Origin of the sequence: Thalassospira profundimaris (genome assembly GCF_003326755.1) — a bacterium.
In the GTDB taxonomy this organism is placed as follows: Bacteria; Pseudomonadota; Alphaproteobacteria; order Rhodospirillales; family Thalassospiraceae; genus Thalassospira; species Thalassospira profundimaris_B.
In genome coordinates this window covers 15,734-27,604 of sequence record NZ_JPWH01000015.1, presented here as the reverse complement: position 1 = coordinate 27,604, position 11,871 = coordinate 15,734, and the positions used below count along the sequence as shown (strand labels likewise).

Genomic DNA, 11,871 nt, shown 5'->3' with positions numbered 1-11,871 from the left:
GGCCGTGCGTGCAGTTTGCGCTGACAAGCGGCCGTTCCGAATAGTCCCCCGAGGATCTCCAATTATGGCTTTCATTGTCGTTTAACCAAATATATCATCATATCAGTACTTACTGATTTATTGTTTCTATCGGAGATGCCATCCATGACCCAAAAAACGCTGACCGTCGAGTGCCGCGTGGCCAATCTCGATTGTGAGAATGATGCCGCGGCGCTCAAGCGGGAGATGACGGAAACCGTCGGCGTGGCCGACATTATCGTCTTTCCGAAATCGGCCAAGGTCAGGGTGAGCTATGACCCCGGAGCGGTGAGCGACGGGGAGTTGAAGGAAAGGCTCAGCGAGATCGGCTTTCCGCCGCAGGCGAGGGGAGAGCTGCCGACCTTGCCGAAACCGTGGCGTAACCTCAAGGTCATAACCTCGGCGGCGTCCGGCCTCCTGTTGTTGATCGGTTGGATTGCCGGATTCTGGCCCGCGTTCGAGGTTCTTTCCCTGCCGCTTTACCTTTCGGCGATCGTGGTTGGCGGATACTTCTTCGGTCGTGAAGCGTTACAGGCTCTCATCTTTGAGCGGAAGATCGGCATCGAGTTTCTCATGTCGATCGCGGCGATCGTTGCCGCCGCCATGGGGCAGCCGGCCGAAGGCGCGATGCTCGTCTTCCTGTATTCCATCTCCGAAGCGGCCGAGGGGTACACGGAGGAAAAGACCCGTTCAGCCATCCGCGCGCTCATGGCTCTGGCGCCCAAGGTCGCGCTGGTCCGCCGTGATGGCGCCGAGCTTGAAGTGCCCGTTGAAGACCTGGCCCTCGACGACGTTTTTATCGTACGTCCGGGCGAATCCGTCGCCACGGACGGTGAGATCATTAACGGTATCTCCAGCGTCAACCAGGCGCCGGTCACCGGCGAGAGCGTCCCGGTCGAAAAAGCGCCGGGCGACACGGTGTTTGCTGCGTCCATCAACGGCGAGGCAGCCCTGGAGGTGCGCGCAACACGCACATTCGCCGATAACACGCTCGCCCGGATCATTCAGATGGTCGAGGAGGCGCAGGAGCGTCGCGGCAAAAGCCAACGCTTTATCGAGCGATTCGGCGTGCGCTACAGCCCGGCCATTCTGGTGGTCGGCATCGTGCTTGCGCTGCTCCTGCCTCTTGCATTCGGCATGGACTGGCGAGATGCGATCATGCGGGCGACCATATTCATTGTCGCCGCCGCCCCCTGTGCCCTGGTGATCTCCATCCCGATCACCATGGTAGCCTCCCTTGGCACCGCGGCGCGTAAGGGCGTGCTCGTCAAAGGCGGCGTCTATTTCGAGGAGCTTGGCAAGGTTCAGGTCGTCGCTCTCGACAAGACCGGAACCCTGACGCGCGGTGAGCCCGAGGTCACGAATATCATCCTAAGTAAAAACGCCCCCGCCGGTCCGGCGTCGGACGACGCATTGCTCGCGCTCGCTGCCGGTGTTGAACGGCGCAGCGAGCATCCCCTTGCGCGCGCGATCATAGATGAAGCCGAAGAGCGCGAGCTGAAGTTCCCTGAAGTTTCGGACGCGCGCTCGCTGACTGGGGCCGGCGCTCAGGCACAGATAGACGGCGCCACCGTGTTTGTCGGGAATCCTGCCTTGTTCGAGGACAAGTTGGGATTGAGCCTTGGCGACCTCGTATCCGACATCCACCGCCTCCAGAGTGACGGCAAGACGGTGGTGATCGTTGGCAGCGACCAAGCACCCTGGGGGCTTCTGGCCCTGCGCGATAATCTCCGCCCTGACGCGCGGAACGCGATCAAGGGCTTGCATGATATAGGCGTGCGACGGGTCGTGATGTTGACCGGGGACAATCCACGCACCGCCCAGGTGATTGCTTCGGAGGCCGGCATTGACGAGGTCTATGCCGATCTCAAGCCGGAAGACAAGGTCGCCAAGGTTAGGGAACTCACGGTCGCCTCCGGCCATGTCGCCATGGTGGGCGACGGTGTGAACGATGCGCCAGCCCTGGCGGAGGCCACGGTCGGCGTCGCGATGGGCGCCGCCGGCACGGACGTTGCTCTTGAAACGGCGGACGTGGCGCTTATGGCCGACGACCTCAACAAGCTTGTCTACGCTCTCGGATTGGCTCGTCGCACACAGACGGTCGTTCGTCAGAATCTGGGCCTGTCTGCCGTCGTTATCGGGGCGCTCATTATCGGCGCCGTCTCCGGTCAGTTCTCGTTGCCGGCTGTCGTGGTTGCCCACGAGATCAGCGAATTCCTCGTGATCGGCAGCGGCCTGCGAATGCTGAAAGGGTGAACCACCATGCGGATTGCCCTAGCAATTGCAGTCGTATTTTCGACGCTCACCATTGATCTCTCTTCGAAGTGGCTTATCGAAGCGAACGTCACGCACGTGATCCCTGTGATGCCTTCTTTCAATATCACTCTTGGCTACAACCGGGGTGTGAGTTTCGGTCTCCTTAATTCGGACAGTCCGTATGCACCCTATGCGCTGGCGGCCTTCGCGCTCATAGTCGTCATCATTTTTTCGGTCGCGCTTTGGCGATCAGACAGTCTCCTACAGACAGCAGGGTTTGCCGCCATCATCGGCGGCGCGCTCGGCAACGTTGTTGACCGTCTCGGCGATGGCGCGGTGACGGACTTCCTGGACTTCTATATTGGCCAGTACCATTGGCCGACCTTCAACCTCGCAGACACGTTCATATTCTGCGGCGTGATTCTCCTCTTGATCTCATATGCCCGTGCCGAAGCGACCCCGAGTCTTGAGAGTGAACAACCGTCGAGTCGAGAGCCATGAACAAAACGTGCCAGTCTATCCGTGACCTTCCGGGCATCAGGGCCATCATCACTCTGATGGTGCTATTGGGCTTCTTGACGGCCTTCAGCGGCCCTGCGGAGGCGGCCGCGAGCCCGTGGGTTATCCACGATGAGGCGCGGGTTCGCTTGATCGCCGCCGCCGACACGGCGGGCAAGGCAGGCGATCTCAATCTGGGCATCCATTTCGAGATGGAGCCGGGTTGGAAAATCAACTGGCGATTCGTCGGGGATGCCGGCGTCCCCACATCCGTTGACTGGACGGGCTCGGATAATCTGCTGCGCCCGGAAATTATATGGCCCGTGCCGCTTCGCTTCTCGATCTTTGGGTTGGAGACCTTTGGCTATTCCGGCGAGGTAGTCCTGCCGATCAAGGCAGAGGTAGAACGGCGCGGCGAAGCCGTCACGCTGCACGCGACGGTCAAGTACCTGGTCTGCAAGGACATCTGTATTCCCCACGATGATGTTGTAAGGCTTGATCTGCCCCCTGGGGTAGGCACACCTTCGCCTGAAGGGGATCTTATCAGCCGGTTTCAAGACCTCGTGCCGGGAGATGGGTCTGCTATCGGTCTGTCGCTGGAAGATGCCGTACTGACAGGACCGCTTGCTGAACCGCTGCTTCAGGTTGCGGTTCGCTCTACCGTCCCCTTTGACACGCCGGACGTAATCATTGAAGGGCCGCCGGAGTTCAATTTTGGCAAGCCTGAAATCAGGTTGGAGGCGGATGGCAGGCGCGCGATCCTAAGTGTCGCAACAGCAAAGAGTCTGTCGAACGATAGCGTGCTCGAAGGCAAACGCCTGGTCCTCACCGTTACAGATGGCCAGCGTGGTATGGAGCAGACCGTCATCGCGCGTTTCGCTTCGCCACTGACCGTCTCTGGAAGTCCTGCCTCGGCGTTTCTTGGAATTCTCGGGCTGGCCCTACTGGGCGGATTGATCCTCAACCTGATGCCGTGTGTGCTTCCGGTATTGTCGATGAAGCTGCTGTCCGTCGTCAGCCAGGGCGGACGGGCGCGACGTGACGTGCGGATGAGCTTCGTTGCTTCCGCAGCGGGTATCCTATTTTCGTTCCTCGTATTGGCAGGGGGCCTTGTTGCCCTGAAAGCCGGAGGCGTGGCGGTTGGCTGGGGTATTCAGTTTCAACAGCCTCTGTTCCTCGTCGCCATGGCGCTGTTGGTCACCCTGTTCGCTTACAATCTCTTCGGATTCTTCGAGATTGCCATGCCCGGCTGGGTCGGGTCGTTGGACGCACGCGCGGCCGGCCACGGCACCGGGACGCACAGCTTAGCTGGTCATTTCATGACTGGTGCGCTGGCAACCTTGCTGGCGACCCCGTGCTCGGCCCCGTTTCTGGGTACGGCCGTGGGCTTTGCACTGGCGCGCGGCGCCGGTGAGATATTCCTGATCTTTGCGGCGCTCGGCCTTGGCCTGGCGCTACCGTATTTGCTGGTCGCGGCAGTGCCGGGCTTGGCAATGCGTTTGCCGCGCCCAGGAGCTTGGATGGTGATTGTCCGCCGCATTCTCGGGCTTGCGTTAATGGCAACGACAGTATGGCTCCTCAGCGTTCTGTCCGTCCAGGTCGGACCCCCGGCAGCAATAGTTGCGGGCATACTGCTGCTCGCCATCGGTTTGACACTGTGGGTTGGGCGAGACGGCCGTGGATTGCAAAGGCGTGCGGGTTTAGGCCTGACCGCGTTGCTGGCGGTATCGGTGTTCGCTTTGCCAGCCAGCCTGGGTATGCCGCAAGATCCTGCTTCCAGGTCGGTGACGGTTGACTATTGGCTACCGCTCGATGCACCGGAAATTCCGTTGCGGGTTGCCGAAGGCAAGCTCGTTTTCGTCGATGTGACGGCCGACTGGTGTATCACCTGTCAGGCCAACAAAAAGCTTGTGCTTGACCGCGCAGAGATCGTCGAACGCCTCACGTCCGAAAACGTGGTAGCGATGCGCGGCGACTGGACGTCACCCAGTGACGAAATCATGCGCTACCTGGAAGGTTTTGGCCGCTACGGCATTCCATTCAACGCGGTCTATGGCCCCGGTGCACCCAATGGGATTGCCCTGCCAGAGCTTCTGACCGTGAACACGGTCATGGATGCATTGGGCCGGGCCGCCGGCAATGGGTCGGCCGATACGGCTGGACTGAACAACAAAGGTGATTAGGAAGGGAGTGCGGCCAGCCTGTTGCTTGACCGGAGTTTATATCTACGGAGAGAAAAATGTAAAAGAGGAGTTTAGAACGACCAGCGTTAAAGAATTTTTGCATGGTCCCTCGCGGCTATCGCATAACTGGCGCCTTCATGTTTTCACAACCAGAAACGCAGGACAACGCCCGCAACACCGACGACAAAGAGCAAATTGAGGAGGTGGTGCGGGAATTTATTCTGTGCAATCCCGACGTCATTATTCAGGCGATGCAAACCCATGGGAACAACCAGAGAGCAGCGCAACCACGTCGCCGAAGCCGCTGGCATTGGGGCCATCATCGGCGGCGCGGCGGCGAATATTGCCGACGCCGCCATTTTCTATGGCGTCGTTCTGCTCATTGCGCCGCTTTGCCTCTACAGAGCTAACCGGTCTCGACGACCCCAGAAGGATATGGAGAGTTGAGATCATGAGAAGCGACAACTGATCAAGCGACTGATATGAACAAAGGAGTACACAAATATCGCAACCTTATTTCGACATTAGATGCTGCTCTGGTTATTATTGATGATCGAGAGGGTGTGGCTTCATCGAGCGGCGCGGCGAAAGACAGTGAACTCGTTCGTGTAGTCGAGCTAATGAAGGCAGCGAGCGCTTTCGCCGTGCCGGTAATTGTCACGACGATCGATACCGAAGAATTCGCTGGCCAGGTATCCGAGCTGCTCCTTGACCTGGTTCGTGGTTCAGAAGTCATTCAACGATCCGCGGCAAACCCTTGGGACGACGACGCCTTCCGTAACAAGATACATACCGTCGATCGTTCTAGGCTGGTGATTGCCGGCCGGTGCACCGAGGTCTCCGTGACGTTCGCGGTATTGAGTGCCCTCGAGGAAGGTTTTGACGTGTACATCGTGAAGGATGCGACGGCGGGCACGTCTCAGCAGCATCATGAAACGGCGATTGAACGAATGGTCCAGGCCGGTGCTGTTCCGGTAACAACGCGGCAAATCATTTTTGAATGGCAGCGTGATCTGGGGAGTGAACCTGGATCCCAGGGAAGCCCGCCGGGCAAGAAAAGTCGGCAAAAAAAGCCATAGGTGCGACCGGGCCTGGGCACCCGCCCGGCCTTACGGCCGGTCGCCGGGCTGTCGTGAACCGAGCCCGCGGACGCGGTCTCGGCCCTTCGGGCTTCCATCCCTGGCGCAGGCCCGAACCTTCGGTTCGGGATAAGGACGCCGCCCTTACGGACGGCGAAGTTTTGTCAGGCCTTTCCCGGTGCGGGGGGCGGCCGGACACTCCCTTGTAGCCTCGCCGGGGCGGCCCGCAACCGCCTTGGCTTTATGTCCGTCTAAATCAGCTTTCTCGTCCTACCAAGACAGTTGCGTCCCGCCTGATCCGGCGAGGCTCCGGTCGCTTACCGCCCGCCCCCCTTCCGGGGAAAGGCGCGCGCAGGGGACCAGAGGGAGCCGCAACCATGGAACCAAGAACCGCAAACGCAGCAGCACGCGGAAAACGTGGGCGCGGGGGAAGCGGCCGCGCCAAAGGCGCGAACAAGCCCTCCCTCTATGATGAGGTAACGGCCCGGATCATCGCCGAGCTTGAGGCAGGCCGCGCGCCTTGGGTGCAGCCTTGGGGAACCCCGGAGGCGAAAGCCGGGCTTGGGCTGCCGAAGAACGCGCTTACCGGACGGGCCTATTCCGGCGTCAACATCCTGATCCTGTGGCACCACGTGGTGCGCGCAGGCTTCGCGACCCAAATATGGCTGACCTACCGCCAGGCCCAGGAGATGGGCGGCCACGTCATGAAGGGCGAGCGCGGCGTCGCCGCGTGTCACGCCGATACGTTCATTCCGAAGGCCGAGCGCGAGCGCGCCGCGAAGGACGGCGACGACCCCGAGCGCGTGCCGTTCCTCAAGCGCTTCACCCTGTTCAATGTCGAGCAGTGCGAAGGGTTGCCGGACGACGCCTATCAGGGCGCGACCCCGCTGCCCGAAGCCGACATCGTTCCGCAGGCTGAGCGCCTGATCGAGGCGACCGGCGCGGACTTCCGCGTCGGGGGGACGAAGGCCTTCTATGTCCCCAGCCAGGACTTCATCCGCGTGCCGCCGCAACCGGCCTTCTTCGAGCAGATCAACTATTACCGCACCTGCTTTCACGAGCTTGGTCACTGGACCGGACACAGGGACCGGCTCGCCCGCGACCTCTCCCACAGCTTCGGATCGAAACCCTACGCCCGCGAGGAACTGGTCGCGGAGATGGCGAGCGCCTTTATCTGCGCGAGCCTCACCATCACGCCGACCGTGCGGCATACGGACTATCTCGGCGCGTGGCTTGAAGTCCTGAAAGAGGACAACCGCGCGATCTTCCGCGCGGCGAGCCACGCCTCGAAAGCCGCCGACTTCATCCTCGCCTTTCGGGGCACCGAGACGGCCGCGGAGACAGCGGCATGACAGACGCGCCGAAGCTCCCCACCGAAACGACGCCGGAAGGCGAGCAGATCGTCGCGCCAGGCGTGAAGCCGATAACCGTCAGGGACCGGCTCGACTGGCGCGCCCGACAGCCCATGGCCCCGAAGCGCAATCCCAATACCGAGCAGAAGCCCTGCGACCTCGGCCTGTTCGACGTAGAGGGCCGCCGCCAGATCGACTGGATCGACGAGGCGCGGAAGGGCAAACCATGACCCGCGATCCCTACTGTATCGCGGGTCCCGCCGTGATCTCGTTCTCGGGCGGGCGCACGTCCGGCTACATGCTCAAGCACATTCTCGACGCCCATGGCGGCGCGCTGCCGGACGACGTGGCCGTCGTCTTCGCCAACACTGGCAAGGAGCGGCCCGAGACCCTCGATTTTGTGCAGGAATGCGGTGCGCGCTGGAACGTCCAAATCACATGGGTCGAGTACGACTGGGACGAACCGCACCGCACACGGATCGTTTCCCACAACGGCGCGGCCCGAAACGGCGAGCCCTTCGAGGCGCTGATCGACCGCAAGGGCTTCGCGCCGAACCCGCGCTTGCGGTTCTGCACGAGCTTCCTCAAGCGCGACCGCATCGACTCCTACGCCCGCTACTGGCTCGGCTGGACAAGCTGGTCGAGCGTTTTGGGCCTGCGCGCCGACGAGCCAAAGCGCGTCCATCGCCAGCGGAGTTGCAGCGGACGCAGGCGCACCGGCGCGACCGTCCAGCTTCCCTTGGCCGATGCCCATGTGACCGAAAGAGACGTGCTCGATTGGTGGGCGGATCAACCCTTCGACCTCGCGCTCAAGTCCCATGAGGGCAATTGCGACCTCTGCTTCCTGAAAGCCCGCTGGAAGATCGAGGCGATCATGCGCGACCGGCCCGACTTGGCCCGCTGGTGGATTGCTCAGGAGGCCAAGCCCGGCAAATCGAGCGCCAAGGGCCATTGCCCCGACATGCGCCTCTTCCGCATCGACCGCGAGCCCTATGCCGCGCTCGCCGATCAGGTTGCCCGCCAAGGCGTGCTGGCGCTGTCCGATCCCGCATCGGAGATCGATTGGGAGCGCGAGGACTGTGTGCGCACGGACTGAGTTTCGCGCCCGGTTCCGGGCGCATCACCGCTCTGGCAGACCCGGAGCCCAACCCAAGGAGCAACCCCATGCAACTCCAACACATTGAACTCAGCAAGCTGAAAGACGCCGCCATCAACATGCGCCACGCCAAGGCCGCGCCGAATGTCGCCGACATCCTGCCCAGCGTGAAGGCACGCGGCGTGCTGGTGCCGCTTCTGGTGCGGCCCAACGGCGACGGCGCAAGCTTCGAGATCGTCGCGGGGCGGCGGCGCTACTTCGCGGCCAAGGCTGTCGCGGACGACGGCGGCGCGGTCGAGCCGCTCCCCTGTGCCGTCATGGAACCGGGCGACGACGCGGCGGCGCTCGAAGCCTCCATGCTCGAAAATCTCGCCCGGCTCGATCCCGACGAGATGACCCAGTACGAGACCTTCGTCCGACTGACCAAGACCGGAAAGTCGGTCGCCGACATCGCGGCCACCTTCGGCATCACCGAGTTGATGGTAAAGCGCCGCCTCGCTTTGGGCGAGCTTCTCCCCAAGATCAGGGAGGCTTACCGCAACGAGGACATCGACGCCGAGACCGTCCGACATCTGACCATGGCGACGAAGCGCCAGCAGCGCGACTGGCTCAAGCTGTTCAACGACCCGGACGAATACGCCCCGCGCGGCTGGCAGTTGAAGCAATGGCTGTTCGGCGGCCAGCAGATTTCGACCGAAGTCGCGCTGTTCCCGCTCAACGCCTACAAGGGCCAGATCGTCACGGACCTATTCGGAGAGAAGGGGTACTTCGCGGACGCCGATCAGTTCTGGCAATTGCAGAACGAGGCTATCGCCGCCAAGCGCGACGCGCTCTTGGAGGACGGCTGGACCGAGGTCGAAATCCTCGAACCGGGCCAGCGCTTCCATTCATGGGAGCATGAGAAAAAGCCGAAGAAGGACGGCGGGCGAGTCTATATCACGGTCTCCCACGGCGGCGAAGTGGAGGTTCATGAGGGTTGGCTGACCGCCAAAGAAGCGAAGGCCAAGCGCCGAGCTAAGGCGTCAAAGGACGACCCGGCCACGGACGGCAAGCCCGCCCGGCCCGAACTGACCAATCCGGCGCAGAACTATATTGAACTGCACCGCCACGCCGCCGCGCGCCACGCGCTGTTGAACCATCCGGGCGTCGCCCTCCGACTCATGGTCGCTCACGCCATCGGCGGCTCGGCGCTGTGGCGCACCGAGGCTGACCCGCAGGCCACGCGCAAGGAGGAAACCGCCGAGAGCGTCGCCAAGTCCAAAGCCGAGACGGCGCTGGCCGAGGAACGCAAGGCGGTCCTGAAGCTGCTCGGACTGCCCGCCCACGGTCATTCCGTCGTGCGCTCGAACGGCGACGACTATCGAGTGGTCGAGCTTTTCGCAGCGCTATTGAAGCTCACCGACGAGGACGTGATGCGGGTGTTGGCCATCGTCATGGCCGAGACCTTGGAGGCCGGAACCGCCGTGGTGGAGGCGCTCGGCGCCCATCTCAAGGTGGACATGCGCGACTATTGGGAAGCGGACGACGCCTTCTTCGACTTGCTCCGCGATAAGGCGGCGGTCAACGCCATGGTCCGCCATGTCGGCGGCAAGGCGGTCGCCGACGCCAATGTCAGCGCCACGACCAAAGTCCAGAAAAAGATCGTCCGCGATTTCATCACCGGCGACGGCCGGAAGAAGGCCGAAGGGTGGTTGCCGCGCTACATGGAGTTCCCGTTCAAGGCCTACACGAAGAAGGGCGGCGGACGGCTCACCGACAACGTGGCCCGCATCAAATCGCTCATGTCCTGAAACCGGCGGCAGGCGGGAGCGGCCCTCTCACCCGAACGGGAGGGCCGCGAGCGCTCGCCTCGGATCGTGTGGGAGATAGAAGAAGCCCCCGCGCCGGATGGCGCGGGGCTTTGCCGTTCAATAGTACGCGGGATTGCGGATCGCCCTGCTGGACGGCGGAACGGTCTGATCCTCAGCCGCAGGTCGGTTTAGCGTATGACGAAAGGCCGGTTCACGGCGAGCAAGAGCCGTCAGAGCGAAGGCCGCAATCACCTTGCCTTGGCGTTTCCAGCCGCCACCAATCTTCCATCCCATCTTGGTGAGACCCTGGCTAGGCAGCGGTGTTGCGGCCCTTCCGTTGGATGGCAGGAAGGGCTGTGGCGTAATTTCTCGGCTGTCCGCCGCGAGCCAAATTACTTCCTCGCCGGCCTCGGAGCCGTCACATGGATCGCGATGCCTGCACCACCCCGTCTCCCGGTCGATGGCTAGCGAAACGCCCATAACCCCGCTTCTGCTTGATGGACCTATGGCGAACGGCGGCCGCATGAAACCGGCGTTACGCACTTTTTTCCCCGGCCTTCGGCCTTCCTCGCGAGACAAAAAAGTGCGCCCCGCCGGTCCTCCGCTACGCTTCGGCCTGTCGGTTCATGCGGCCCCCGCACGCCATGGCCGGTCCCGCGTCAGCAGGGTGATGGGCGCCCCGCGACAGCCAACAGGAGACTGAAAGATGGCACAGGCACTTGGATATGTGACGAAGACCGAGACCGGCGGATACGAAGGCATGCTCGCGACGATGAGCCTCAAGAAGCGCATCCGCATCCTGCCCAACGCGCGGAAGGAGTCCGACGCACAGCCCGACTTCCGGGTTTATACCGAGGACCGCGTTGAGATCGGCGGCGGCTGGAACCGGGTCGGCAAGGTGAGCGGCAACGAGTACGTCTCGCTGACCTTCTCCGCCCCCGAGTTTGGCCCTTCGAAAATCTACGCCAACCTCGGCCGGGCCGCCGGACAGGACGATCCCGACGTCATGGCGATCCTCTGGAACCCGCGCGACTAGCGGCAAGTCCTCGCCCCCGCGCCATCCGGCGCGGGGGCATCCTTTTGAACTGCAAACTCGAGGTTTCCGATTCGCTTTGCAACAAATTGTTCATACTTCTTAACGGCTCGTTGACGTTTGCCCGTTATAGTTGAGCAAGGCGATGGACCTCTGAGTGGGTCGATGGCGTGGCGCTTTAGGCGCCTGGCGAGAGAGGTATGCGCAATAAGAGAGGGGCTTGTTTGAATACGCGGCGCTGACCGCACCGCCCGCCGTCGTCCTGTGTGAAAGGAGAAGGCAATGGCGGTTTTTCAAAGCCCCTTTGCGCCAGGCGCACCGCTCTTAAGCGACTACGACCATTTGCGGCTATTGGCCCGCTCGCGCGTCGCTTGGGAGTATCTTAGGCGAAATCCAGAGTACCAAAGCGACTGGCGCAGCTCTGTGCCGGGGCGCCCCCGACCCGTCCCCTTGACCGACGGAACGATCCTGCTCCGGGCGCGGCGACGCTTTCTGCGCGCCGAAGCCTGGGGCCTTTATACTTTTCGCCGATCCTGACCAAAATGCGGTTGAAGCCGAGGTCTTCT

11 protein-coding genes are annotated in these 11,871 nt (G+C 62.2%); all 11 read left to right on the top strand.

The window, feature by feature from the left end; all coding sequences use genetic code 11:
• Positions 1 to 144: 144 nt before the first annotated feature.
• The 11 genes from TH25_RS16545 (at position 145) to TH25_RS25725 (ending at position 11,842) form a co-directional block, all read left to right on the top strand.
• A complete protein-coding gene (locus TH25_RS16545; RefSeq protein WP_220151433.1) occupies positions 145 to 2,274 on the top strand; it encodes a heavy metal translocating P-type ATPase in 2,130 nt (709 codons plus the stop codon).
• 6 nt (positions 2,275 to 2,280) lie between these two features.
• Complete coding sequence (gene lspA, locus TH25_RS16540) at positions 2,281 to 2,775, top strand: signal peptidase II (protein ID WP_114089470.1); 495 nt, start codon at positions 2,281 to 2,283, stop codon at positions 2,773 to 2,775.
• On the top strand, positions 2,772 to 4,955 hold the full coding sequence (locus TH25_RS16535; RefSeq protein ID WP_114089469.1) for a protein-disulfide reductase DsbD family protein: 2,184 nt from the start codon (positions 2,772 to 2,774) through the stop codon (positions 4,953 to 4,955). Before lspA ends, TH25_RS16535 begins: the two co-directional genes overlap by 4 nt.
• A 137-nt stretch (positions 4,956 to 5,092) precedes the next feature.
• Positions 5,093 to 5,365, top strand: coding sequence for a hypothetical protein (locus TH25_RS24795; RefSeq protein ID WP_147253036.1), 273 nt, complete (start codon positions 5,093 to 5,095; stop codon positions 5,363 to 5,365).
• Positions 5,366 to 5,437: 72 nt separating this feature from the next.
• Positions 5,438 to 6,034, top strand: a complete 597-nt coding sequence (locus TH25_RS16525; RefSeq protein WP_114089467.1) for an isochorismatase family protein — start codon at positions 5,438 to 5,440, stop codon at positions 6,032 to 6,034.
• Between the two features lie 377 nt (positions 6,035 to 6,411).
• The gene (locus TH25_RS16520) at positions 6,412 to 7,386 is read left to right on the top strand and encodes an ArdC family protein (RefSeq protein ID WP_114089466.1); all 975 of its coding nucleotides are present in this window, start codon (positions 6,412 to 6,414) and stop codon (positions 7,384 to 7,386) included.
• The gene (locus TH25_RS16515) at positions 7,383 to 7,616 is read left to right on the top strand and encodes a hypothetical protein (RefSeq protein WP_114089465.1); all 234 of its coding nucleotides are present in this window, start codon (positions 7,383 to 7,385) and stop codon (positions 7,614 to 7,616) included. The genes TH25_RS16520 and TH25_RS16515 overlap by 4 nt, the downstream gene beginning before the upstream one ends.
• Positions 7,613 to 8,482, top strand: coding sequence for a phosphoadenosine phosphosulfate reductase domain-containing protein (locus TH25_RS16510; RefSeq protein WP_114089464.1), 870 nt, complete (start codon positions 7,613 to 7,615; stop codon positions 8,480 to 8,482). Before TH25_RS16515 ends, TH25_RS16510 begins: the two co-directional genes overlap by 4 nt.
• A 68-nt stretch (positions 8,483 to 8,550) precedes the next feature.
• Positions 8,551 to 10,272 (top strand): ParB/RepB/Spo0J family partition protein, encoded by a 1,722-nt coding sequence (locus TH25_RS16505; protein WP_114089463.1) that lies wholly within the window; start codon positions 8,551 to 8,553, stop codon positions 10,270 to 10,272.
• 706 nt (positions 10,273 to 10,978) lie between these two features.
• On the top strand, positions 10,979 to 11,308 hold the full coding sequence (locus TH25_RS16495; protein ID WP_114089461.1) for a DUF736 domain-containing protein: 330 nt from the start codon (positions 10,979 to 10,981) through the stop codon (positions 11,306 to 11,308).
• Positions 11,309 to 11,587: 279 nt separating this feature from the next.
• On the top strand, positions 11,588 to 11,842 hold the full coding sequence (locus TH25_RS25725) for a transcriptional regulator domain-containing protein (protein ID WP_220151432.1): 255 nt from the start codon (positions 11,588 to 11,590) through the stop codon (positions 11,840 to 11,842).
• Positions 11,843 to 11,871: the final 29 nt, after the last annotated feature.

Excerpts from the sequence above, each read along its gene's own strand:
- TH25_RS16505 (WP_114089463.1), top strand. The coding sequence starts at position 8,551 with ATGCAACTCCAACACATTGAACTCAGCAAGCTGAAAGACGCCGCCATC.
- TH25_RS16510 (WP_114089464.1), top strand. The coding sequence starts at position 7,613 with ATGACCCGCGATCCCTACTGTATCGCGGGTCCCGCCGTGATCTCGTTC.
- TH25_RS24795 (WP_147253036.1), top strand. The coding sequence starts at position 5,093 with ATGTTTTCACAACCAGAAACGCAGGACAACGCCCGCAACACCGACGAC.
- TH25_RS16515 (WP_114089465.1), top strand. The coding sequence starts at position 7,383 with ATGACAGACGCGCCGAAGCTCCCCACCGAAACGACGCCGGAAGGCGAG.
- TH25_RS16535 (WP_114089469.1), top strand. The coding sequence starts at position 2,772 with ATGAACAAAACGTGCCAGTCTATCCGTGACCTTCCGGGCATCAGGGCC.
- TH25_RS16520 (WP_114089466.1), top strand. The coding sequence starts at position 6,412 with ATGGAACCAAGAACCGCAAACGCAGCAGCACGCGGAAAACGTGGGCGC.
- lspA (WP_114089470.1), top strand. The coding sequence starts at position 2,281 with ATGCGGATTGCCCTAGCAATTGCAGTCGTATTTTCGACGCTCACCATT.
- TH25_RS16525 (WP_114089467.1), top strand. The coding sequence starts at position 5,438 with ATGAACAAAGGAGTACACAAATATCGCAACCTTATTTCGACATTAGAT.
- TH25_RS25725 (WP_220151432.1), top strand. The coding sequence starts at position 11,588 with ATGGCGGTTTTTCAAAGCCCCTTTGCGCCAGGCGCACCGCTCTTAAGC.
- TH25_RS16495 (WP_114089461.1), top strand. The coding sequence starts at position 10,979 with ATGGCACAGGCACTTGGATATGTGACGAAGACCGAGACCGGCGGATAC.
- TH25_RS16545 (WP_220151433.1), top strand. The coding sequence starts at position 145 with ATGACCCAAAAAACGCTGACCGTCGAGTGCCGCGTGGCCAATCTCGAT.